The organism is Salinimicrobium sp. CAU 1759 (genome assembly GCF_054482715.1).
Map to the genome: position 1 here is coordinate 835,291 of NZ_JBTLRK010000001.1, position 21,796 is coordinate 857,086.

23 protein-coding genes and 1 tRNA gene are annotated in these 21,796 nt (G+C 41.7%); 15 read left to right on the top strand and 9 right to left on the bottom strand.

The genetic code is table 11. The features are described from left to right. The first annotated feature begins 243 nt into the window (after positions 1-243). Both ACXYMT_RS03880 and ACXYMT_RS03885 read left to right on the top strand, forming a co-directional pair. On the top strand, positions 244-930 hold the full coding sequence (locus tag ACXYMT_RS03880) for a response regulator transcription factor (protein ID WP_459057780.1): 687 nt from the start codon (positions 244-246) through the stop codon (positions 928-930). Then, positions 930-2,006 (top strand): sensor histidine kinase, encoded by a 1,077-nt coding sequence (locus tag ACXYMT_RS03885; RefSeq protein ID WP_459057781.1) that lies wholly within the window; start codon positions 930-932, stop codon positions 2,004-2,006. The genes ACXYMT_RS03880 and ACXYMT_RS03885 overlap by 1 nt, the downstream gene beginning before the upstream one ends. Here ACXYMT_RS03885 and ACXYMT_RS03890 read toward each other — a convergent pair. After that, complete coding sequence (locus ACXYMT_RS03890; protein ID WP_459057782.1) at positions 1,944-3,002, bottom strand: glycosyltransferase; 1,059 nt, start codon at positions 3,000-3,002, stop codon at positions 1,944-1,946. The genes ACXYMT_RS03885 and ACXYMT_RS03890 overlap by 63 nt on opposite strands. A 66-nt stretch (positions 3,003-3,068) precedes the next feature. Here ACXYMT_RS03890 and trmB point away from each other — a divergent pair, with 66 nt between their 5' ends. From trmB to ACXYMT_RS03925, 7 genes are all read left to right on the top strand, one after another. Then, positions 3,069-3,743: a tRNA (guanosine(46)-N7)-methyltransferase TrmB gene (gene trmB / locus ACXYMT_RS03895; RefSeq protein WP_459057783.1), complete on the top strand. Its 675-nt coding sequence runs from the start codon at positions 3,069-3,071 to the stop codon at positions 3,741-3,743. A 6-nt stretch (positions 3,744-3,749) separates the two neighbouring features. After that, on the top strand, positions 3,750-4,373 hold the full coding sequence (locus tag ACXYMT_RS03900; protein WP_459057784.1) for a LysE family translocator: 624 nt from the start codon (positions 3,750-3,752) through the stop codon (positions 4,371-4,373). Further along, entirely contained in the window at positions 4,373-4,699 is a 327-nt protein-coding gene (locus tag ACXYMT_RS03905; protein WP_459057785.1) for an MGMT family protein, read from the top strand. The genes ACXYMT_RS03900 and ACXYMT_RS03905 overlap by 1 nt, the downstream gene beginning before the upstream one ends. A 125-nt stretch (positions 4,700-4,824) precedes the next feature. Then, entirely contained in the window at positions 4,825-5,952 is a 1,128-nt protein-coding gene (locus ACXYMT_RS03910; RefSeq protein WP_459057786.1) for an Mrp/NBP35 family ATP-binding protein, read from the top strand. A gap of 2 nt (positions 5,953-5,954) precedes the next feature. Then, on the top strand, positions 5,955-6,200 hold the full coding sequence (locus ACXYMT_RS03915; protein WP_228916004.1) for a NifU family protein: 246 nt from the start codon (positions 5,955-5,957) through the stop codon (positions 6,198-6,200). Positions 6,201-6,230: 30 nt separating this feature from the next. Continuing rightward, on the top strand, positions 6,231-7,292 hold the full coding sequence (locus ACXYMT_RS03920; protein WP_459057787.1) for an NAD(P)/FAD-dependent oxidoreductase: 1,062 nt from the start codon (positions 6,231-6,233) through the stop codon (positions 7,290-7,292). Positions 7,293-7,339: 47 nt separating this feature from the next. Beyond that, positions 7,340-7,678, top strand: a complete 339-nt coding sequence (locus ACXYMT_RS03925) for a 2Fe-2S iron-sulfur cluster-binding protein (protein WP_459059140.1) — start codon at positions 7,340-7,342, stop codon at positions 7,676-7,678. Between the two features lie 228 nt (positions 7,679-7,906). Here the strand turns inward: ACXYMT_RS03925 and ACXYMT_RS03930 are convergent, their stop codons facing one another. The 6 genes from ACXYMT_RS03930 to ACXYMT_RS03955 form a co-directional block, all read right to left on the bottom strand. Next, positions 7,907-9,085, bottom strand: coding sequence for an acyl-CoA dehydrogenase family protein (locus ACXYMT_RS03930; protein ID WP_459057788.1), 1,179 nt, complete (start codon positions 9,083-9,085; stop codon positions 7,907-7,909). Between the two features lie 341 nt (positions 9,086-9,426). Continuing rightward, a complete protein-coding gene (locus ACXYMT_RS03935) occupies positions 9,427-9,612 on the bottom strand; it encodes a hypothetical protein (RefSeq protein WP_459057789.1) in 186 nt (61 codons plus the stop codon). Next, positions 9,602-9,838, bottom strand: coding sequence for a hypothetical protein (locus ACXYMT_RS03940; RefSeq protein WP_459057790.1), 237 nt, complete (start codon positions 9,836-9,838; stop codon positions 9,602-9,604). Before ACXYMT_RS03940 ends, ACXYMT_RS03935 begins: the two co-directional genes overlap by 11 nt. Positions 9,839-9,896: 58 nt before the next feature. Then, positions 9,897-10,631 (bottom strand): tRNA1(Val) (adenine(37)-N6)-methyltransferase, encoded by a 735-nt coding sequence (locus tag ACXYMT_RS03945; protein ID WP_459057791.1) that lies wholly within the window; start codon positions 10,629-10,631, stop codon positions 9,897-9,899. Between the two features lie 63 nt (positions 10,632-10,694). Next, positions 10,695-11,219, bottom strand: coding sequence for a ribosome maturation factor RimM (rimM, locus tag ACXYMT_RS03950; RefSeq protein WP_459057792.1), 525 nt, complete (start codon positions 11,217-11,219; stop codon positions 10,695-10,697). Positions 11,220-11,238: 19 nt separating this feature from the next. Next, a complete protein-coding gene (locus tag ACXYMT_RS03955; protein ID WP_459057793.1) occupies positions 11,239-11,808 on the bottom strand; it encodes a 30S ribosomal protein S16 in 570 nt (189 codons plus the stop codon). Between the two features lie 236 nt (positions 11,809-12,044). Here ACXYMT_RS03955 and ACXYMT_RS03960 point away from each other — a divergent pair, with 236 nt between their 5' ends. Together ACXYMT_RS03960 and dnaE are read left to right on the top strand one after the other, a co-directional pair. After that, entirely contained in the window at positions 12,045-12,494 is a 450-nt protein-coding gene (locus ACXYMT_RS03960) for a ferritin-like domain-containing protein (RefSeq protein WP_459057794.1), read from the top strand. A gap of 212 nt (positions 12,495-12,706) precedes the next feature. Beyond that, the gene (gene dnaE, locus ACXYMT_RS03965; protein WP_459057795.1) at positions 12,707-17,089 is read left to right on the top strand and encodes a DNA polymerase III subunit alpha; all 4,383 of its coding nucleotides are present in this window, start codon (positions 12,707-12,709) and stop codon (positions 17,087-17,089) included. Between the two features lie 87 nt (positions 17,090-17,176). On the opposite strand, the gene ACXYMT_RS03970 is transcribed toward dnaE, so the two are convergent. Continuing rightward, on the bottom strand, positions 17,177-17,320 hold the full coding sequence (locus tag ACXYMT_RS03970; protein ID WP_459057796.1) for a hypothetical protein: 144 nt from the start codon (positions 17,318-17,320) through the stop codon (positions 17,177-17,179). A 312-nt stretch (positions 17,321-17,632) separates the two neighbouring features. On the opposite strand from ACXYMT_RS03970, the gene trxA reads away from it, so the two are divergent. From trxA to ACXYMT_RS03990, 4 genes are all read left to right on the top strand, one after another. Further along, entirely contained in the window at positions 17,633-17,950 is a 318-nt protein-coding gene (trxA, locus tag ACXYMT_RS03975) for a thioredoxin (protein ID WP_324719885.1), read from the top strand. A gap of 93 nt (positions 17,951-18,043) precedes the next feature. Further along, positions 18,044-18,973 (top strand): DUF58 domain-containing protein, encoded by a 930-nt coding sequence (locus ACXYMT_RS03980; protein WP_459057797.1) that lies wholly within the window; start codon positions 18,044-18,046, stop codon positions 18,971-18,973. Positions 18,974-19,099: 126 nt separating this feature from the next. Then, positions 19,100-19,173 (top strand) — tRNA-Asp (locus ACXYMT_RS03985). Between the two features lie 253 nt (positions 19,174-19,426). After that, positions 19,427-20,689 (top strand): site-specific integrase, encoded by a 1,263-nt coding sequence (locus tag ACXYMT_RS03990; protein ID WP_459057798.1) that lies wholly within the window; start codon positions 19,427-19,429, stop codon positions 20,687-20,689. 52 nt (positions 20,690-20,741) lie between these two features. Here ACXYMT_RS03990 and ACXYMT_RS03995 read toward each other — a convergent pair whose 3' ends face one another. Next, a complete protein-coding gene (locus ACXYMT_RS03995) occupies positions 20,742-21,713 on the bottom strand; it encodes a type I phosphomannose isomerase catalytic subunit (RefSeq protein WP_459059141.1) in 972 nt (323 codons plus the stop codon). Positions 21,714-21,796: the final 83 nt, after the last annotated feature.

Genomic DNA, 21,796 nt, shown 5'->3' on the forward strand with positions numbered 1-21,796 from the left:
TTTTTGTCGATTTAGATGTATGAAGGGTTGCCTTGGCCAGGCAACCTTTTTTTATTTTTTCAGAAATGTTTTTTTCTTCTAGCGGCACCTTTAGTAAATGGACCATTCAAATCTTTTTCTTTTCCATTGCATTACGACCATGTAATCTTAATGTTAGCTTAAGGTTACTAAAAGTGTAGAGCGATTGGTACTTCATTATAATCTATATTTTTACACTAAATTTACTGAAATAGCTATCGTAGCATGAAAAAAAATGACATCTGCATACTATTAGTCGATGATGAACCGGATATTATTGAGATCATTAGATACAACCTAACAGCCGAAGGTTATAAGGTGGCCACCGCCGAAAATGGTCTTGAAGCCATAAAAGCTGCCAAAAAGCACAACCCGCAACTAATTATCCTGGATGTCATGATGCCCGAGATGGACGGGATAGAAACCTGTATCCAAATGCGAAAAGATCCCGATCTGGCGAATACTCTTATTACGTTTTTGACTGCCAGAGGTGAAGATTACTCTCAGATGGCAGGATTTGATGCAGGTGCAGACGATTATATTACCAAACCTATAAAGCCGAAGGTACTTATTAGTAAAGTAAAGGCTCTACTAAGGCGTCTTAATGACGATAGCAGTAGAAGGTCTGAAGTTATTACTGCAGGTGATCTCGAGATAAATCGGGAGGAGTACAAAGTTACCAGAGGAGGCGAATCCATCTCCTTGCCCCGAAAGGAATTTGAGCTATTATATCTTCTGGCATCCCAACCTGGCAGGGTTTTTCAGCGGGATGAGATCCTTGAAAGGGTTTGGGGGAATGAAGTTGTGGTGGGAGGTCGTACAATCGATGTTCACATTAGAAAATTAAGAGAAAAAATAGGAGACGAAAGGATTCAAACAATAAAAGGGGTGGGCTATAAGTTTGTAGAATAATGGCAAAAACTTTTAGACGCTCATATAAGTTTGCGATAAAGACCTCAATCTATATCAGTCTCTTTCTTACCGCAGTTTCAACTGTGTTTCTGGTAATTCATGATGCTTATTCTGAGTGGGCGCTGTTGATCTATGCCCTTTGCTGTTTTGTTTTTGCTTTTTTGATCATTCAATACAGGGTGGAGTTCTTCATCTACAAAAAGATAAAGAAGATCTATGAGAATGTAAGTATGTTGAGTGCTACTCCACTTAATCCCGAGCAGGTCACAACAGACATGGCAACCTTATCCCAGGAAGTGCAAAAATTTGCTGAAGGCAAGAAGCTGGAAATTGAAGCTCTTAAGGTGCGGGATTCTTATCGCAAGGAATTCATGGGGAATATTTCCCATGAATTAAAAACCCCTCTTTTTACCGTGCAGGGTTATATTGAGACCCTCCTGGATGGGGCCATGAAGGATAAGGCAGTGCGAAAACAGTATCTCACCCGTGCTGCAAAAGGAGTAGAGAGACTGGTGTATATAGTGCAGGACCTGGATATGATCACCAAATTAGAAACCGGGGATTTACGGCTTAAACCGGAAGTTTTTGATATTGTTGAGTTGATCCAGAATGTTTTTGACCTGCTGGAGATGAAAGCAGCTAAAAAGAATATAAGCCTGCTCTTTGAAACCTCATATGCTCCAGTCTGGGTAAAAGCCGATAAGGAAAGAATTCAGCAGGTAGTGACCAACCTTCTTGTAAATTCCATTAAGTACGGGAAGAATGATGGTACGACAGAGGTATCTATTGAAGAACACTCGAAAAGGAAGATCATTATAAGGGTAAGTGACAATGGAGAAGGTATTCAAAAACAGCATATTCCGAGGCTGTTCGAAAGGTTCTACAGGGTCGACAAAAGTGGATCACGAAAAGAAGGGGGGTCAGGTCTTGGGTTGGCTATAGTAAAGCATTTACTCGAAGCACACAAAGAGAAAATTTTCGTTGAAAGTACTTTTGGGGTTGGTAGTGAGTTCTCATTTACTCTGAAAAAGGCTAAAAAGTCGGGAGTAGTCACAAATGAAACCCGGGTCTCTTAATCCGGAAAAATTCTCTGCCGTTTCCAGATTTTTCAAATTGAAATTTTTTTGTTCACAGTAAGGTGCAAACCCTAATTTCATCATCCTTTCTGCGAGATATTCCTGCTCAAACTGGCCCGGAGTGGGAATAAAAAAAGCTTTTTTTCCGAGTTTAGCGAGATCCATCAGAGTAGTATAACCGGATCGTGCAATGACAATTTTACTGCTATTTAGAGCCTGCTCCAGTTCCTTTCCAAAAAGGTAGTTTTTTACTTCCATATTTGGGGCAAAGTTCTGAATGCTATCGTCGTCAATTACTCCTCTAACGAACAGGATCTTTTTGGTTGAGCCCTTGAGATGAGAAAGAAGGATCTTTTCCAGGAGACTCCGTTGGGGTTCAGGGCCGGAAAGTAGAACCATATAATCATATTTGATCTGCAGATCCTTTTTTTCAAAGCGACTCAAAATTCCCAGATAGTGAACATTGTCCTGAGCCTTCTTTAGGTGTCCCAGAAAACCACTGAGGTTTGGTTTTTTAGGAGCATCAGGTATCCAACATTGGTCATACTTCCCAATGTACTGCTGGTGTATCCTGCTACTTAGGAAAGTGGTGTTCCCGGAGAGCACATTGAGTTGATGAGTGATAAAGACGTTGGGAAGGTGCTTATATCTCACCCCAAACCGGCTATCGGAAATGATTCCGTGGAGATTCAGTTTTTCGACCAGCAGCTTTGTGGCTTTCTTTTCTTTTTTGATGTTCTTCAGGATATGAGGACTGTCCATGAGGAACTTCCACTTGAGTAAACTCCCCCGGCTGGTATAGGTAATATTATAAGCCGGAAGCTCAAAAGCTTTTAGATGTGGAAATTCCTTTTTTAAAAGTTGAAGTGCTGCTCCATCTGAAGCTATTATGGGAGTAAAGTCTTTTTCTTCCAGCTTTTTGATAAGCGGAATGCAGCGCGTGGCATGTCCTAACCCCCAGTTGATTGGGGCAACCAGTATCCTTCTACTTTGCATAAAACAAATATAATAGAAAGGGCTGTGCGGTATTTTATTTATTTTTACCAAAATATTAATTTTCAGGTGGGAAGTAAGAATAAGTTAAAGAGGTTTAGAGAGAATGAGTCTTTTTCAAATGTGATTCAGCCTCAAAGGGAAGAAGTCCTGGAAGGGAGTTTTAGATACAGAGGGAAATGGAGTAGTGATTTTTTTAAAAATGATAAACCCCTTGTTTTAGAGCTGGGCTGCGGAAAAGGAGAATACAGCGTTGGTCTTGCTCAAGCTTATCCCGAAAAGAACTTTATTGGGATAGATATAAAAGGTGCTCGTTTTTGGAGGGGAGCCAAAACCGCTTTGGAAGAAGGGCTCGAAAATGTCGCATTTTTGAGGAGTCAGATAGAACTCATTGATCTTTTGTTTTCAGAAAATGAGGTGGATGAGATCTGGATCACCTTTCCCGATCCTCAGATCAAGTATAAGCGCACGAAACACCGCATGACCAATTCCGAATTCCTTCAGAAATATAAAAAGATCCTGAAGCCGGCGGGAGTTGTGAACCTTAAAACCGACAGTGAGTTCATGCACGGCTATACTCTGGGGCTCCTGCATGGGGAAGGTCACGAAGTTATACAGGCAAACCATAATGTGTACAAAAATGAGTACTCCCCAAAAGAAGTGACAGGTATACAGACTTTTTACGAAAAACAGTATCTTGAACAGGGAAAACCTATAACTTACGTACAGTTTAGGATAAAATAATCGCCTTTGGAGGAAACCAAAATTTTCCTTATTACCTATTTTGCGGCTTTACTGGGCGTAGTTCCTCCGGGGCTTGTGAACATGAGCGTGGCCAAGACCTGCGTAAAAAGAGGTAAAAAGAACGGGATCTATATGGCCTTTGGGGCCTCTTTTATTGTCCTGCTGCAGGCAGCTATTGCGATCATGCTTGCCAGGTATATCTTTGACAACACCTATATCAATAATGTGCTCCTGCGGGCCGGACTGGTGATCTTTTTGATCATGATGTTCTATTTTCTGCTAATGGCGCAGCGCAAGAGAAAAGAGGTGGAAGTCACGCCCACTTCAGGGTTTAGAAGTATTCTAAAAGGTATGATGATAGGAGCGTTGAACATTTTTCCCATTCCTTTCTTTGTCGCCCTTGCTGCTGCACTAAATGTACATGGCGATATAGAATACCACCTCCTGAACAATACAGCTTTCGTACTCGCGGCTTCCCTTGGCACTTTTACCACACTTTACCTTTACGCGCTTTTCTTCGCAAAAATTGAGGCAGATGGCACCTATTTCGCGAAATATTCCAACTACTTCATGGCTGCCCTGATGTTGATCCTGGTCGTCATCACCTTCATAAGGATCTTTTCCCAGTAATGGCTGAAAATTCATTCTTTTTACGGGTGTATGAGGTGGTGAGGCAGATACCGCCGGGAAGGGTTACAAGTTACGGAGCTATAGCACGTTTTCTCGGTGCAGCCGGGAGTTCGAGAATGGTGGGGTGGGCGATGAATAATGCTTCCAAAATGGAAGATATTCCGGCACAGAGAGTGGTCAACAGGAATGGCTTGCTAACCGGAAAACACCATTTTCCCGGTACTCGGGTCATGGAGCAAATGCTCGAAGCCGAAGGAGTTGAGGTAAAGGACGACAAGGTGGTGCATTTCCAGGAAATATTCTGGGATCCAAATAAAGAACTCTAGCTTATTTCGGCATTGTTTTTATCAATCATCAAAATTGGGTAATAACTTCGTTATCTTAGGTTTTCGCTTTATATTTGCGTTTAGAATGAATCTACATAAGGTTCAAAATTATCGATGATAACCGCATGAAATTCAACAGAAAAGATATATTAAATGCTCTTGAGACCATTTCGGTTTCAGGAGAGGGTAAGAACATGGTAGAGAGCGGTGCAGTTCAGAACATCATGACCTTTGGAGACGAGGTGGTGGTCGATCTTTTGCTCACCACTCCTGCGCTACATATTAAAAAACGCGCAGAGGTCGACGTGATGAAGGCGATACATGAGCACGTTCATCAAAAAATAAAAGTGAAGGTGAACATTAAGGTCCAGGCACCCGAGAAAACCGAGATCAAAGGAAAAGCAATTCCGGGCATTAAGAATATCGTAGCCGTAGCCTCTGGAAAAGGTGGGGTAGGGAAGTCTACTGTGACGGCCAATCTTGCTGTTAGCCTCGCAAAAATGGGATTTAAAGTAGGTCTTTTGGATTCAGATATCTATGGCCCTTCCATGCCAATGATGTTTGATGTACAGGCAGAAAAGCCTCTTTCTGTCAATGTAGACGGAAAATCCAAAATGAAACCTATTGAAAATCACGGCGTGAAACTGCTATCCATTGGTTTCTTTACACAGCCAAACCAGGCCGTGATCTGGAGAGGACCAATGGCTGCAAAGGCCTTAAATCAAATGATCTTTGATGCTGCCTGGGGAGAACTTGATTTCCTTTTGGTAGATCTTCCTCCCGGAACCGGGGATATTCACCTTTCAATAATGCAGTCCCTGCCATTGACAGGAGCTGTGGTTGTTAGTACACCTCAAAATGTAGCTCTTGCCGATGCCCGCAAAGGAGTGGCAATGTTCCAGCAGGAGAGTATCAATGTGCCTGTACTGGGGATCATAGAGAACATGGCATATTTTACTCCGGAAGAATTACCCGATAATAAATATTACATTTTTGGAAGGGAAGGCGCCAAAATGCTGGCCGAAGATCTACAGGTGCCATTTTTAGGACAAATTCCGCTGGTACAGAGTATCAGGGAAGCGGGAGATATTGGGCATCCGGCAGCATTGCAGGAAAACACTCCGCTTTCTAAGGCTTTTGAAGTCCTTACGCAGAATGTAGTTCAGGAGACCGTAAACCGCAACAGCAGTTTACCTCCAACCGAGGCAATTAAAATCACCACTATGGCTGGCTGTAGTGCAGTTAATAAATAGTCATGACAAGCGAAGAAGTTAGATTGAACGTAGAGAGAGCTCTTGAAGAAATAAGGCCTTTCTTAAGAAATGATGGGGGAGATATCTCTCTTATTAGCATTGAAGATGACGATAGGCTGGTAAAGGTTCAGTTGCAGGGAGCCTGCGTAGGTTGTAGCGTTAACACCATGACCTTAAAATCGGGTGTTGAAATGACCATTAAAAGATATGTGCCTCAAATTGAAAAAGTGCTCAACATCGAAAAGTAGCATTTTTGGCACTTTACAAAATGATACGTAATGATTAAAACAGATATGTTGATTATCGGCGCTGGGCCCACGGGCCTTTTTGCCGTATTTGAAGCAGGATTATTAAAATTAAAATGTCACCTTATAGATGCGCTGCCACAGCCGGGAGGCCAGTGTTCAGAAATATATCCTAAGAAACCCATCTATGATATCCCTGCCTTTCCCGAAATTCTTGCAGGCGACCTGGTCGACAATCTCATGGAGCAAATTCGGCCGTTCGAACCGGGGTTTACCCTGGGGGAAAGAGCCGAGACCATAGATAAGCTGGATGACGGTTCTTTTATAGTGACTACAAGCGAAGGAACGCAACATCACGCACCGGTGGTAGTTATCGCCGGCGGACTTGGTAGTTTTGAACCGCGTAAACCGCCTATTCCCAATATCTCCAGGTACGAGAATAAAGGAGTGGCTTATATGATCAAGGAGCCTGAAGATTACCGCGACAAGCGCGTTGTGATCGCCGGGGGCGGAGATTCTGCTCTTGACTGGGCTATTTATCTTTCTGAAGTTGCTTCGGAAGTTTCATTGGTCCACAGGAGAAATGAATTTCGGGGCGCCCTGGATTCTGTAGAGAAGGTCTCCGAACTTTCAAAAATCGGAAAAATAAATCTCATCACAGAAGCTGAAGTAGTAGGCCTTAAAGGTGAAGGAGCACTAGAATCAGTAGTGATACGTCATAAAGGAGAGGCTTCAGAAGAAGAGATCAAGGAGACAGATTTCTTCATTCCGCTCTTCGGACTTTCTCCTAAACTTGGACCCATAGCAAACTGGGGACTGGAGATAGAGAAGAATGCGATCAAGGTGGATAACAGCTATGATTACCAAACCAATGTACCGGGAATTTATGCTATTGGAGACGTAAATACCTATCCCGGTAAACTCAAGTTGATACTTTGTGGTTTCCACGAAGCGGCCATCATGTGTCAAAGTGCTTACCAACGCATCTTTCCCGATAAAAGATACGTCATGAAATATACTACCGTAAGCGGTGTGAATGGATTTGACGGCAGTAAGAAGGAAGCGAAAAGAGAAGTAGTAAAAAGTATTAATTGAAAACCACGCCTCACAGGTTGAAATCTGTGAGGTCTTTCTGTTTCGATATGTCAGATATCAAGATCACCATAATTGACCGGGAAGGAGAAGCACACCTTGTAGATGCGCCTACAGATATGAATATGAACCTCATGGAGGTGATCCGTTCTCACGAACTGGCTCCTGAAGGAACTATTGGTATCTGCGGCGGTATGGCCATGTGTGCCTCCTGCCAATGTTATATCCTCAATAAGGAACACCTTATGCCCGAAAAGGGTTATGAGGAGGAAGATATGCTGGACCAGGCCTTTTTTGTGCAGGATAACAGCCGGTTAAGCTGCCAGATTCCTATGGAGAAAGAACTGGAAGGACTGGAAGTAAAGATCGCTCCCTACAACGCCGACTAGCTTTAAAAAAGGGTTCGGTTTTTGCCTTTTTTGAAGGTCAAGTAAAAAATCAAGCAGCATGATCCTCAATGTAATCGTCTTTTATTCGAATAAGTCGAAAGACTATCTAAAGCTGGATGGGGTCATTTCTAAGAAACCTGCAGAGCTTAAGACTGTTTGCTGTGAAAAATATAAAAAGGGCAAACGCTGTAAACGCTGCCCTTGTTTTGATTTAGATATTTAATTTCACTACTGAAAAGCCGGGATCCCGGTAATATCCAATCCTGTGATCAACAGGTGAATATCGTGAGTCCCTTCGTAGGTGATCACGCTTTCCAGATTCATGGAATGACGCATAATGCTGTATTCGCCGGTTATTCCCATGCCTCCCAATATTTGTCTCGCTTCCCGGGCTATGTTTATTGCCATGGCTACGTTGTTCCTTTTTGCCATTGAGATCTGTGCAGAGGTCGCAGTACCTTCATTCCTCATCACTCCTAATCTCCAGGCCAATAGTTGAGCCTTGGTTATTTCGGTGATCATTTCGGCTAATTTCTTTTGTTGCAATTGAAAACTTGCAATTGGTTTCCCAAATTGCTCCCGTTCCTTTGCATACCGCAGTGCAGTGTCATAGCAATCCATCGCTGCACCAATTGCCCCCCATGCAATCCCGTATCGGGCTGAATCAAGGCAACCAAGAGGAGCTCCTAATCCGCTCTTTTCGGGCATCAGGTTTTCCTTAGGTACTTTTACATCGTTAAAGACCAGTTCGCCTGTTGCACTAGCGCGCAGAGACCATTTGTTGTGAGTTTCAGGAGTGGTAAAGCCTTCCATTCCACGCTCGACGATGAGGCCGTGAATTCGTCCATCTTCATTCTTTGCCCAAACAATGGCAATGTCGGCAAAAGGGGCATTAGAGATCCACATTTTTGCTCCGTTCAGGAGGTAATGATCTCCTTTGTCTTTGAAATTGGTGGTCATTCCCCCGGGATTGGAACCGTGATCCGGCTCTGTCAATCCGAAACAACCAATCATTTCACCTGAGGCAAGCTTCGGAAGGTATTTTTTCTTCTGCTCTTCAGTTCCATATTTAAAGATAGGGTACATTACTAAGGACGACTGTACCGAAGCTGTAGAACGAACACCACTATCACCACGCTCAATTTCCTGCATGATGAGTCCGTAGGAGATTTGATCCAATCCGGCGCCGCCATATTCTTCAGGAATGTACGGGCCAAAAGCGCCGATCTCGGCGAGACCGTTTATTAATTGCTTCGGAAACTCAGCTTTTTGCGCTGCTTCTTCTATAATAGGAGATACTTCTCGCTTCACCCATTCCCGGGAAGCGTCACGTACCATTTTATGTTCGTCGGAAAGTAATTCGTCGAGATTGTAATAATCTGGAGCCGTAAACTGGTCTGCTTTCATTGTTGGTGTTATTTGTTTGTCTGGAAGAGTAAATTTAAGCAAACAGAAGTTAGGGGCAAGTGTGAAAAGAAGATTAAAAGATTGCTTAGCTCCAAGAAACAAGAACCAGGAGGAATAACTTATACTTAAGGCATAAGACAGTCATCAGTCTAAATATTTAATTAATTCTGTTCAGGATCTACAAAGGATTTCATGAAGAGTTTCGGAGAAAAATCACATCTTCTGATCGAGTAATTTCTTGAGTAGTTCGGGGTCCATTCTGTTGTTGAAAAAAGTGATCAGCTGGACTTTATTTTTAGATTCATTTATTCTATAAAAAAGAGTAGTATTTGGATGTATTATCACCCTCTGAATTTTGGAATTGGTGTCAATGAATGGGTGTGAAACCTTTCCAGAAGATTTTCATTGGTAAGATTGTGAAAAGTGGCAATTTCTTTTTTTGTCCAGTGCTTCTCAAGGTTGGCCAGAATTTCGAAATAGGTAATTCTGGCCATTCTGGTCCAGACTATTTCGAACTTAAATTCCATATTTTTGTTTAACCTCTCTCATCACATCTTTATGAGAATGGGTGTTCCCCTCTTCAATATCTTTTAAACCCGCTTTAATAAATAGTCTTTCGGTGTCTGATAATTGATATGACTCTTCAGAATTCAGCGTCTCACTTTTTATTTTTTTGACTCGCTTCACTATGGATTCATCCTTAAGGGACATTATCCATTTAATTAGTTGATATTTTTCAGCAGGTAAGTCCATTTTTTCCTTTTAAGATACTAATAAGTGCAGGGATTATAAGAAAAAAAGCGTGCTCCTCTTACATCTTCAAATAGAAATCCTTCACCAGGTCAATATATTCTTGAGTATATTGATGGCGGGCGGTCTCAATGACCAGCTCATCTTTGCTGAACTGAGGTTCCAAAAATGACATTTCCAGCAGACATCTTTTTACGGGAGAATGTGGAGTGCCCTTTACCCGGGTGATGTGTTGTGGATGAAGACCGAAATGTTTTCCGATCTTTAGGAAATGTTTCTCTTCAGAAGCCGGAATAACAACTGCGAATTTTCCCTTTTTTGAGAGGAGTAGGGAAACACCTTCTAATAATTCCTCAAAGGGGAGTGCCTCTGCGAATCTTGCCTGATCCCTCTTTGCGTCTCCTGAAGAATAATCGGCTGAGTAGAAGGGAGGATTCGAAATAATGAGGTCATACTTTTCCTCTTCCTCCATACCTTCATCCTGCATCTCTTCTACAAACTCGTCAAAGGCCGCATGATAGCAGAACAGCCTGTCGCCCCAGTCGCTGTTCTCAAAATTCTCCACAGCCTGCTCATAAGCATCTTCGTCGATTTCCAGGGCATCAATGAGTTCTGCATTGCTTCTCTGAGCGAGCATCAAAGCAATAAGTCCCGTCCCGGTGCCAACGTCCAAAATAGAAAATGGTTGGTGCTCCAGGGAAACCCATGCACCGAGGAGGACTCCGTCGGTTCCGACTTTCATGGCGGTGCGGTCTTGTTGGATATTGAACTGCTTGAATCTAAAGGGCTGGTTCATATTAAAACGATTCTAGGATCTAGAGTCTAGAATCCAGACTCTAATCAGAAATTTGCTTTCGATCTATAGATAAAGGTCGATAAGTCCCTCCGGCGTCTTCACAAAAATGGTCTTGTTCTTTTTATCCACTTTTTCGAGGAACTGGTCGTTCATGGGGATAAGCACCTGTTTGCCTTCTTTTTCAATCTCGAAAAGGGCTTGTGAGGTAGTGTCGTTGATCCCGGTGAGGGTGCCAACTGTGCCGTAATTTGCATCTTCAACGGTAAATCCTATGATCTCATGGAAGTAGAATTGGTCTTCACTTAGCTCGGGCAGTAGATTGAGCGGCAGGTAAAGATCGCATTTCATAAGGTCTTCGGCGTCTTCTTCAGAATCTACCTCTTCAAATTTTACGCGTAGCAGATTGCTTTTTTGAAGTGAACTTCTTTCAATAAAAAATGGAACCAGATTATTGTCGTACTCGACAAAAACTGATTCCATTTCTAAATAACTTTCGGGTTCATCGGTATCGAGTTTGATCAATACCTCTCCCTTAAAACTGAATTTACTAACGATCCTGCCAAGATAGAAACACTCTTCCTTTGTCATTGCTCGTTAGAATGAAAATTTAAGATCCGCTTTGGTCTTGTTTTTCTTCAGCGTTTGCTTCAGCCGCAGTTGCGTCATCCACTTCGTTTGCAGCAGCAGCTTCCTGGTCTTCGGTAGTTTCCTCAACTTCAGGTTGTGCAGCGGCAGCAGCTTCAGCTTCGCGTTTTGCGTTGACTTCTTTTTCAGCTTCAAGAGCCTTAGCTTTAGCAGCTTCCTGCTCTTTGCTCAAGTTCTCTTTTTTAGCTTCTACTTTACCTTCTTTTTCCGATACCCATGCGTTGAATTTCTCCTCTGCTTGCTCTTCGGTCAAAGCGCCTTTTCTTACACCACCTACAAGGTGATTTTTAAGAAGAATTCCTTTGTAAGAAAGGATAGCCCTTGCAGTATCTGTTGGCTGTGCACCATTCTGTAACCATTTTACAGAACTATCAACATCAATCTCAATAGTTGCAGGGTTAGTGGTTGGATTGTAAATTCCTAATTTCTCAAGAAATTTACCATCTCTTTTTGCGCGTGAATCCGCAGCAACGATCCAGAAAAAAGGCTTTCCTTTTTTACCGTGTCTTTGTAATCTAATCTTTACAGGCATAAAAATTAATTTGTGGGGTTCCCGACCCCGGTTATTAATGAGGGGGCAAAGATACTATTATTTTTGATTGTGTATTAGAGAGTTAGTGAAAAATCTTCACCGCTCCCGGGTCTTTTAATATTATCTGTTTTTACACAAAGTTAAGGAGTGCTAAACCCTGTTAAACATTGGGTTAGCTCCTTTCTTGTGCCTTATCTTTAATCTGAAAAAAATTGCTAATCATAAAAGAAAAAGAGATGAACACAACAAAAGATCTGGCTGCAAAGCTGAATGAGCTTCTGGAAAAGAACTATGACTCAGAAAAAGGATTTCAAAAAGCGGCCGAGGATGTGAAGAATCCGAGGTTAAAGGAATTCTTTGAAGCCAAAGCCAAAGAACGCTATGAGTTTGGACATGAATTAAAGACCGAAATCAAGAATCTCGGGGAATCCCCCGATAAGGGAACCAGTGTGGCCGGGGATGCCCACAGGGCGTGGATGGATTTAAAGAGTGCTTTCTCAACAGAAAACGAAGAGGCTATTCTTGAAGAAGCTGTGAGAGGAGAAAAGACTGCTGTGGAAGATTACAACAAGATCATCGATGAAAATGGATTTGCTCCTTCTACTGCAAACCTGCTTATTAAGCAGCGAAATGCTATTGAGCGCACCTTCAAACAGGTAAAAGACCTGGAAGATGCTTTTGATTAGGAGATACTAAAATGGAGATCTAAGCCCGGGAAAAATCCCGGGTTTTTTTATACCCAAAAATGACTTTTTTGATCCTTGTTTTTCGTTAATAATTCCTGAAAACTTTCCCTGCGGGTACGTCAAATTATACTTATTTTTACCCTTTCAATTTTGCTTCAAAATTTTTGGTTGATGCTAGTTATCAGCTAAAAAGCCTCTAAAAATCGCATTTTATGTACCTTATTTTTGATACAGAAACTACCGGTCTTCCCAAGCGTTGGGACGCCCCTCTTACAGATAGTGACAACTGGCCACGATGTATACAGATAGCATGGCAGTTGCACGATGAAATGGGCCGGGTAGTTGAGCATCAGGATTATTTGGTGCAGCCCGAAGGTTTCAATATTCCTTATGATGCCGAGAAGGTGCACGGGATCTCTACAGAACTTGCGCAGGAAGACGGAGTGACTCTTAAGGAGGTGCTGGAGAAATTCAACATCGCCCTTTCCCGCTCGAAATTCGTGGTGGGCCAAAATGTTGGTTTCGATGTGAATATCATGGGAGCAGAATTTCACCGGCTCCAAATGGAAAATAAATTGCAGGAGCTCCCTGTGTTGGATACCTGTACCGAAGTTACTGCCCAGCTATGTTGTATTCCCGGCGGAAGGGGAGGGAAGTTCAAGCTGCCTACTCTTACTGAATTGCATGAATTCCTTTTTCACGAACCTTTTGCTGAAGCTCACAATGCAACTGCCGATGTAGAGGCCACTACGCGCTGTTTCCTGGAACTTATAAGGAAGAGGGTATTCACCCCGGAAGAACTGGATGTGAAGCCTGATTATTTCGAGAACTTTTCTGAAGCCAATCCGCAGCCAATTCGGCTTATTGGCTTGAAGCATATCAACCTGAAAAAGGCTTCCGAAGAAATAAGGAAAAGGCTTCAGAAGAAAGAAGATAAAGGGATCTCTTCCGCAGAAATAAAGGAAAATCTGGAAAAACTGGATGAAGTTGCATTTTCTCACCTTCACAACCACAGCCAATTTTCCATTTTACAATCAACAATAAGTATTAAGGACCTTGTGAATGCTGCTGCAAGCCAGAATATGCCTGCAGTTGCCCTTACAGATCATGCAAACATGATGGGCGCTTTCCATTTCGTGAAAGAGGTGGGTACCTATAATAAGGGAGTAAAGGCGAAAAATGCGGCTTCAGTTGAAAATGATGAACCTGCCACTGCACGTGAGCTTAAAGCAATTGTGGGATGTGAGTTCTTTGTGTGTGAAAACCGCAAGGATAAAAGCAGGAAAGACAATGGTTACCAGGTAGTATTGCTGGCAAAAAATAAAAAAGGCTACCATAACCTCGCTAAAATGTCTTCCATCGCGTATACCGAAGGATTTTATTATGTCCCGAGGATAGACCGGGAGGTGATACAGCAGTACAAAGAAGATATTATTGTGCTTACCGGAAACCTGTATGGGGAAGTGCCGGGGAAAATATTGAACGTAGGGGAAAATCAAGCCGAAGAAGCACTTTTGTGGTGGAAAGAGCAATTTGGGGATGATCTCTACGTGGAGATTATGCGCCATAATCAGGAGGACGAGAACAGGGTAAATCCTGTGCTGGTCGAACTGGCAAAAAAACATGAGGTGAAGCTGGTTGCTACCAACAATACCTATTACTGTGAGCAGGAAGATGCGAATGCGCATGATATTCTATTATGTGTAAAGGACGGGGAGAAGCAGGCGACACCTATTGGGCGGGGTCGTGGCTACAGGTATGGCCTGCCGAATAATGAATATTACTTCAAGAGCGGAGATGAAATGAAGGCGCTGTTCAAAGATCTGCCCGAAGCTATTTCGAATGTTCAGGAAGTAGTAGATAAAGTCGAGCCTTATGAATTAGCACGTGATGTACTGCTGCCAGCATTTACCATTCCTGAGGAATTCATAGTTCCAGAAGATGCCGAAGATGGAGGGAAAAGAGGAGAAAATGCATACCTGAAACACATTACCTACGTAGGTGCCGAAAAACGCTATGGCGAGATCACTTCTGCTATTAAGGAGCGTCTTGATTTCGAACTTTCGGTTATTGAGAATACTGGATATCCCGGATATTTCCTCATTGTGGAGGATTTCATAAGGGAAGCGCGAAATATGGACGTTTCAGTCGGCCCCGGAAGAGGATCGGCGGCGGGAAGTGCGGTTGCCTATTGCCTTGGGATCACGAATATAGACCCAATCAAGTACGATCTGCTTTTTGAGAGATTCCTGAATCCGGACAGGGTGAGCATGCCCGATATTGATATCGACTTTGATGATGAAGGTCGTAGCCGGGTAATGGACTACGTGATCAATAAATATGGAGCTAACCAGGTGGCACAGATCATCACCTATGGCACCATGGCAGCAAAGTCTTCTATTAGAGATACTGCCAGGGTACTGGATCTCCCTTTGAATGAAGCCGACAGGATCGCAAAGCTGATTCCAAACACCAAGCTGGCAAAGATCTTCGGAATGGATGATAAAACCATTAGGAGCAGCTTTAGAAGTGAGGAAGTAGATAAGATCAATGAACTGCTGAATATTTCTGAAGGAGATGACCTGGAGGCACAAACTGTGAACCAGGCACGCATCCTTGAGGGTTCGGTAAGAAATACAGGTATACATGCCTGTGGGGTGATCATTACTCCAAGCGATATCACCAATTTTGTTCCGGTGGCGGTAGCCAAGGACTCCGATCTTTATGTGACCCAGTTCGACAACTCCGTTGTAGAAAGTGCCGGACTTCTGAAAATGGATTTTTTGGGTCTTAAGACTCTTACCTTAATAAAAGATACCGTTAAGATCGTTAAGGGGCGACATGATATCGACCTCGATCCAGATAATTTTCCGCTCGACGATGAAAAGACATATGAGCTTTTCCAGAGAGGAGAGACAGTAGGGATCTTCCAGTATGAATCGCCGGGGATGCAAAAGCATATGAAGGATCTGAAGCCTACTGTGTTTGATGACCTTATTGCCATGAATGCTCTTTACAGGCCGGGACCAATGGAATACATCCCGAGCTTTATTGCACGTAAACACGGGGATGAGGAGATCGTGTATGACCTGCCGGCAATGGAGGAGTATCTTAAAGAGACCTACGGAATTACAGTATACCAGGAGCAGGTGATGCTCCTTTCCCAGAAACTTGCCAGCTTTACAAAAGGTGAAGCCGATGTATTGCGGAAGGCTATGGGTAAAAAGATCTTCTCGCTACTTGAAGAATTAAAACCTAAATTCCTGGATGGTGGGGAAGCAAACGGGCACCCAAGAGACGTTCTGGAAAAGATCTGGAAAGACTGGGAAGCTTTCGCTTCTTATGCTTTCAACAAATCGCACTCCACCTGTTATGCCTGGATAGCTTATCAAACGGCCTATTTAAAAGCGCATTATCCTGCCGAATACATGGCCGCGGTACTTTCCAACAATATGAATGACATCAAGCAGGTTACCTTCTTTATGGAAGAATGTAAGCGCATGAAGCTCAATGTACTTGGTCCGGATGTCAACGAATCTTATTATAAATTCTCTGTTAACAAGGAGAATGCTGTTCGCTTTGGAATGGGTGCGATAAAAGGAGTTGGAGCAGGAGCTGTGGCGACTATTGTCGAGAACAGAAAAGAGAAAGGTCCTTACAGGTCCATTTTTGACATGGCTAAAAGGATAGACCTTAGGGCTGCCAATAAAAAAGCGTTTGAAAACCTCGCTTTAGCAGGTGGTTTCGACAGTTTTGGGGAAACACACCGTGCCCAGTATTTCCATGATGAAGGTGATGGAATTACCTTTTTGGAGAAGGTGGTGAAATACGCAGCCAAATTCCAGGAGAATGAGAATTCGGCGCAGGTGAGTCTTTTTGGGGATGCCAGTGAAGTGCAGATACCAGAGCCGGTTGTGCCACCCTGCGAGGAGTGGGGGACGATGGAGAAATTGAAGCGGGAACGTGAGGTTGTAGGGATCTATATATCCGGCCACCCCCTTGATGATTTTAAAACTGAATTGAAGTGTTTCTGTAATGCGATCCTCGCCGATTTCCAGAACCTGGAGGAAGTCGTGAATAAAGAGCTCACGTTTGGAGGTGTGATTAGTGACGTACAGCACAGGGTGAACAAACAGGGACAAGGCTGGGCAAGCTTTATTGTGGAGGATTACTCAGATTCTTATGAATTTAGAATGTTTAAGGAAGAGTATCTTAAATACAGGCACTTCTTAGTTCCAAATTCTTTTATTCATGCCAAGGTTTTTGTCAGAGAAGGTTATCCAAACAGGGAGACAGGTAAAAAAGGAGATCCGCGGTTGCAGTTCAACAACATTCAGCTATTACATGATGTAATGGAAGCCTATGCTAAGAAACTTACCATCCAGCTAAATATTGATGAACTTCAGGAGGAAAAGATAAATGTGCTTCAGGACATTTTCAGCAGCCATAAGGGCGACAATAAATTAAATTTCGTGGTGTATGAAATGAAGGACAGAATAAAGCTTCATATGCCCAGCAGGAAGCAAAAAGTGAGGATATCACAGGAGTTGCTCAATGCCCTTGAGGAACAGCAGGTACTTTACAAGCTGAATTAAAAAAATAAAGACCCCTCAAAAATGCTATTTTTGAGGGGTCTTTAAATATCCGGCTAAAGAACCGAATATGTCATCTTGTGCTTCAGGCTACTTTGTGAGTTCCATGTAAACCAGGAATAAAGCAAAAACTGCTGTAAAAAGAATAAAAGAGAGGATAATTCCTATCACAGCCTTTTGTACTAATGAGAAACCTGAAGTTTGATCTTTCCAGAGTTGAGCTAGTGCTGTCATCGTAATTTTTTTAGGGGTAAAATTGTTTGAAACTTTAGTGATTTTGAATTACTTACGCTAATAAAGTTAAGCATATAACCCGAGCTATTTTGGCTTTTCGTTAACAAAACGCTGAAGTCGCAAATAGGGTCGATGAGTGACAGTAAAGCTTTGGAAAAAGAAAGAAATTTCCTACATTAAAGAGTTGCATGTCTTGTTTTTTATAGGTGGTGGTGATATGCAAATAGCCAAATGTGATATGGAGCTTGTAAGGAGTTCCCATTATTTTGACTAATTTCGTGTATTACATAAAAATGAACTAAAAAAAAGAATATGGCTTTAGAGATAACTGATGCGACTTTTGAAGAAAAAGTATTGAAAAGTGATAAACCTGTTATGGTTGACTTTTGGGCAGCGTGGTGTGGACCATGTAGAATGGTAGGACCTATCATTGATGATATTAGCAAGGAATATGAAGGAAAGGCAGTGGTTGGCAAACTAGATGTGGATGCTAATCAAGAATACGCCGCAAAATATGGGGTACGTAACATTCCTACTGTTTTGATCTTCCAGAATGGAGAAGTAGTAGGAAGACAGGTAGGAGTTGCTCCCAAGAACACTTATGCCGAGGCACTTGATCAACTGTTATAGTTTTTTGTGCAGATAGATAATAAAGATCCGGAGGTAATTCTCCGGATTTTTTTATGCCCATAATTCTGTAACTTGTCATACAAACATTACTAAATGCAGCTAGAGCAAGAGATACATAAAACTGGAGGATTTCTAAATCTTGACCTGTTGGCAAGACAGGTGGTGGAGGGCTTTATCTCGGGTTTGCACAAGAGTCCGTTTCACGGCTTTTCGGCAGAGTTTGCCGAGCATAAAGTATATAACCAGGGAGAGAGCACCCGGCACATAGACTGGAAGCTCTATGCAAAGACAGATAAGCTCTATACAAAGCGTTATGAGGAGGAGACAAACCTGCGTTGCCATTTGATCCTGGACAATTCCCCATCCATGCATTACCCCAAAAGGCGGGATCAGGATCTCAAAAATTTGAACAAGATAGGCTTCTCGGTGCTAGCTTCAGCCTGTTTGATGCAGATCCTCAAGAAACAAAGGGATGCAGTAGGATTGAGTATTTACAGTGATAAGTATGAATATTATGCTCCCGAAAAAGGAAGTGAGCGCCACCGCCAAATGCTGCTGCACGAATTGGAGCAAATCCTTGAGCAGCCAAAGCAAAAGGAAGAAACTGCCACCTATACGTATCTTCACCTGATTGCTGAAAAGATAAAGAGGCGGTCCCTTATTTTCTTTTTTTCAGACATGTTCCAGGATGAGGTGGAAGAAGAAAAACTTTTTGAAGCGCTGAGACATTTGAAATATAACAAACATGAGCTGGTGTTATTCCATGTCCTGGATAAAAGGAAAGAGTTAAGCTTTGACTTTGGAGAAGAGCCGCGGCGGTTTACAGATGTAGAAACAGGAGAAAAGATCGATCTTTACGCTGATAATGTGAGGATTAGTTACAAGCAGGAAGTTGATGATTACTTTAGCCGGTTAAAACTAAAGTGTGCGCAGTATGGAATAAAGTACGTGCAGGCCGATATCAATGAGAGCTTTAATAAAATTCTATCCACATATTTAGTTGAGCGTCAGAAGTTTGTGTAGTATATGAAAAATACTTCCAAATAATTTTAAAAAAGGTTTGTGGAATTTAAAATGTGCTGTATATTTGCCCTCGCAATTCAGCAATGCACCTGTTGTAAAGCCGAATTGAGAAGTTCTTAAAATATTGGTCTGGTAGTTCAGTTGGTTAGAATACCTGCCTGTCACGCAGGGGGTCGCGAGTTCGAGTCTCGTCCAGACCGCTAGGAGAAATCCAAAAGCACCCTAAAAACCTCTAAATCAATGATTTAGAGGTTTTTTCTTTTTAAATCATTTCATTTAATGGCAAATAAATGCAATTAATTGGTGCTCAATTCGGTGCGTCTTTTTGCTCTTAAAAAAGACGCACCGAATTATTTGTAAAGTATTGTTAACAAAGGCTTTGCAAGGTTCTTTTAACATTTTTTAAGCCCCTATTTTAGTACCTTTCAGGTGAGCATTTTAAAAGACGCACCTATGTCAAAGTTACTAAGCATCCTATTCTTTCCTAAAAAAGGGAGATCTTCAACTAGTGATTACGCCGTGTTGTACGCCAGGATTACCTATGATGGTCATCGGGTTGAGTTCAGTACGGGCCGAAAAGTTCATTTAAAAAACTGGAACAGTAAAAGTGGAAAGACAAAAGGCAACTCTGCGGAATCACAATCTATTTCCAGATTTATTGATTCTATCCGAGCAGCCTTATATGATATTCATGATCGTCTCTTGAGAGAGAATAGGCCAATTTCTGCTGCAATTATTAAAGATATTTATTCAGGCAAAAAGGAAAAACAATATATGCTGCTGGTGATTTTCCAGGACCATAACGATCAGATGGAAAAATTGATCGGAAAAGGATTCACAAAGGGCACACTGCAGCGATACAATGCTTGCAAAAAACACATTGAAGATTATTTGGCCTTCAGAGGAAAAAGAAGAGATATTCCCGTGGAAGATGTGGATCATAAATTTATAACCGGATTTGACCACTTTTTAAGATCAGAGAAAGATTGTGCTCATAATACTGCTCAAAAGTACATTGTTAACTTTAAGAAGATCATTCGCATCGCCTATGCAAATCAGTGGATAGATAAAGATCCATTCTTTCACTGGAAAGGGAGTTGGAAAACCTCCGACCGGGAATATCTAACTGATTCCGAGCTCCAGAACATGGCTGATAAAGAATTTGATATTCCTCGTTTAGAACTGGTAAGGGATATATTTCTTTTTTGCTGTTATACCGGCTTGGCCTTTGCAGACGTAAAAAAGCTTTCTTCAGATGATATAGTGATTAACATTAGGGGCCAAAAATGGATTAAAACCAAAAGGCAAAAAACAAAATCATTGAGTAGTATTCCTCTACTAGATATTCCGAAAGCTATTCTGGACAAGTATGCGGAACATCCCCATGTGAAAACTGGAAAGGTGGTTTTGCCGGTGTTGACAAATCAAAAATCAAATGCATACTTAAAAGAGATAGCTGACCTCTGCGGAATAAAAAAGAATTTAACTACTCATTTAGCTCGCCATACCTTTGCAACCACTGTAACGCTTTCTAAAGGTGTGCCAATAGAGTCCGTAGGAAAAATGCTCGGGCACAGATCTTTAAAAACTACTCAAATTTATGCTAAAGTTTTAGATGAAAAAGTTGAGCGAGATATGCAACTTCTCGAAGTAAAGAATTCTGCTATAAAAGCATCATTAGTAGTAAAGGAATTACCTAACGGACTGAATAAATAAAAAATTCACTGTTGTCTACAGCACATTGCAATTTTCCAATTAACACAAAATTTTATTGTATAAAAATCTCAAGCAATTCTACCGCTTCTGAGTTTATCTGCACTTCATTAATTTCTGCAGGAATTAAAATTGTTTGGCCCATTACTAATTCCTCTGAATTGCCTGCCACTGTAAAATTCGCCTTACCACTTACGCACATGTATATAACAAAGGAATCCAATTCTGAATAATCTTTTAAAAGTTTTCCCCTGACAGGAAGAAAATTAGTAATGAAATATTCGCAGCTGACAATATTGCTTGAAAGATTCTCTGCTTTAGAAAATTCTCTTTTGAAATCATTCTTTTCATCAAAATCAATCGCATCTAAAGCAAGATCTGTATGAAGTTCTCTTGTTTTTCCTTCTGAATCCAATCGGTCCCAATCATAAATTCGGTAAGTGATGTCTGAAGTTTGCTGAATTTCGGCCAAAAGAACCCCGGCTCCAATTGCATGAACCTTCCCTGTGTTGATGAAAAAGGAGTCACCCTTTTGCACTTTTTCGAAGTTTAACAAATCGATAAGCTTTCCAGAATTGAGGTGGTCAAGATATTCTGCTTTAGAAATGGACTTTTTGAAACCTACATTGATTTCTGCACCTTCATCGGCCTGCAGGATATACCACATTTCAGTTTTTCCAAAGGAATTGTGACGTTTTCGGGCGATGCTGTCATGAGGATGCAGTTGTACAGATAACGCCGTGTTTGCATCAATGAACTTAATCAAAAGGGGGAATTCCGGGCCGAATCTTTCATAATTATTCTTTCCTAAAAACTGCTCCTTGTACAGCTCTATAATAGTTTTTAAGGTTTTTCCTTTCAGTGGTCCATTAGCGGCAACAGAAATATCATTTTTGACACCAGAAATTTCCCAACTTTCTCCAAGACTACTTTCGTCTGATTTCTTTTTCAGGATTTCTGTCAATTTATTTCCTCCCCAAATTTTTTCTTTTAATATAGGTTCAAAACGAATAGGGTATTTTATCATCACTGAATAATTTTTATAAAACTAGATCATACTGTTTTAATAAAAAATTAGGATTTATAATTAAATGTTCATATGTTTGGACA

Excerpts from the sequence above, each read along its gene's own strand:
- rimM (WP_459057792.1), bottom strand. The coding sequence starts at position 11,219 with ATGACAAAGGAAGAGTGTTTCTATCTTGGCAGGATCGTTAGTAAATTC.
- ACXYMT_RS03970 (WP_459057796.1), bottom strand. The coding sequence starts at position 17,320 with ATGACAGCACTAGCTCAACTCTGGAAAGATCAAACTTCAGGTTTCTCA.
- ACXYMT_RS03925 (WP_459059140.1), top strand. The coding sequence starts at position 7,340 with ATGTCAGATATCAAGATCACCATAATTGACCGGGAAGGAGAAGCACAC.
- trxA (WP_324719885.1), top strand. The coding sequence starts at position 17,633 with ATGGCTTTAGAGATAACTGATGCGACTTTTGAAGAAAAAGTATTGAAA.
- ACXYMT_RS03905 (WP_459057785.1), top strand. The coding sequence starts at position 4,373 with ATGGCTGAAAATTCATTCTTTTTACGGGTGTATGAGGTGGTGAGGCAG.
- ACXYMT_RS03960 (WP_459057794.1), top strand. The coding sequence starts at position 12,045 with ATGAACACAACAAAAGATCTGGCTGCAAAGCTGAATGAGCTTCTGGAA.
- ACXYMT_RS03990 (WP_459057798.1), top strand. The coding sequence starts at position 19,427 with ATGTCAAAGTTACTAAGCATCCTATTCTTTCCTAAAAAAGGGAGATCT.
- ACXYMT_RS03890 (WP_459057782.1), bottom strand. The coding sequence starts at position 3,002 with ATGCAAAGTAGAAGGATACTGGTTGCCCCAATCAACTGGGGGTTAGGA.
- ACXYMT_RS03885 (WP_459057781.1), top strand. The coding sequence starts at position 930 with ATGGCAAAAACTTTTAGACGCTCATATAAGTTTGCGATAAAGACCTCA.
- ACXYMT_RS03935 (WP_459057789.1), bottom strand. The coding sequence starts at position 9,612 with ATGGAATTTAAGTTCGAAATAGTCTGGACCAGAATGGCCAGAATTACC.
- ACXYMT_RS03995 (WP_459059141.1), bottom strand. The coding sequence starts at position 21,713 with ATGATAAAATACCCTATTCGTTTTGAACCTATATTAAAAGAAAAAATT.
- ACXYMT_RS03945 (WP_459057791.1), bottom strand. The coding sequence starts at position 10,631 with ATGAACCAGCCCTTTAGATTCAAGCAGTTCAATATCCAACAAGACCGC.
- ACXYMT_RS03915 (WP_228916004.1), top strand. The coding sequence starts at position 5,955 with ATGACAAGCGAAGAAGTTAGATTGAACGTAGAGAGAGCTCTTGAAGAA.
- ACXYMT_RS03930 (WP_459057788.1), bottom strand. The coding sequence starts at position 9,085 with ATGAAAGCAGACCAGTTTACGGCTCCAGATTATTACAATCTCGACGAA.
- ACXYMT_RS03980 (WP_459057797.1), top strand. The coding sequence starts at position 18,044 with ATGCAGCTAGAGCAAGAGATACATAAAACTGGAGGATTTCTAAATCTT.
- dnaE (WP_459057795.1), top strand. The coding sequence starts at position 12,707 with ATGTACCTTATTTTTGATACAGAAACTACCGGTCTTCCCAAGCGTTGG.
- ACXYMT_RS03920 (WP_459057787.1), top strand. The coding sequence starts at position 6,231 with ATGATTAAAACAGATATGTTGATTATCGGCGCTGGGCCCACGGGCCTT.
- ACXYMT_RS03880 (WP_459057780.1), top strand. The coding sequence starts at position 244 with ATGAAAAAAAATGACATCTGCATACTATTAGTCGATGATGAACCGGAT.
- ACXYMT_RS03955 (WP_459057793.1), bottom strand. The coding sequence starts at position 11,808 with ATGCCTGTAAAGATTAGATTACAAAGACACGGTAAAAAAGGAAAGCCT.
- ACXYMT_RS03910 (WP_459057786.1), top strand. The coding sequence starts at position 4,825 with ATGAAATTCAACAGAAAAGATATATTAAATGCTCTTGAGACCATTTCG.
- ACXYMT_RS03940 (WP_459057790.1), bottom strand. The coding sequence starts at position 9,838 with ATGGACTTACCTGCTGAAAAATATCAACTAATTAAATGGATAATGTCC.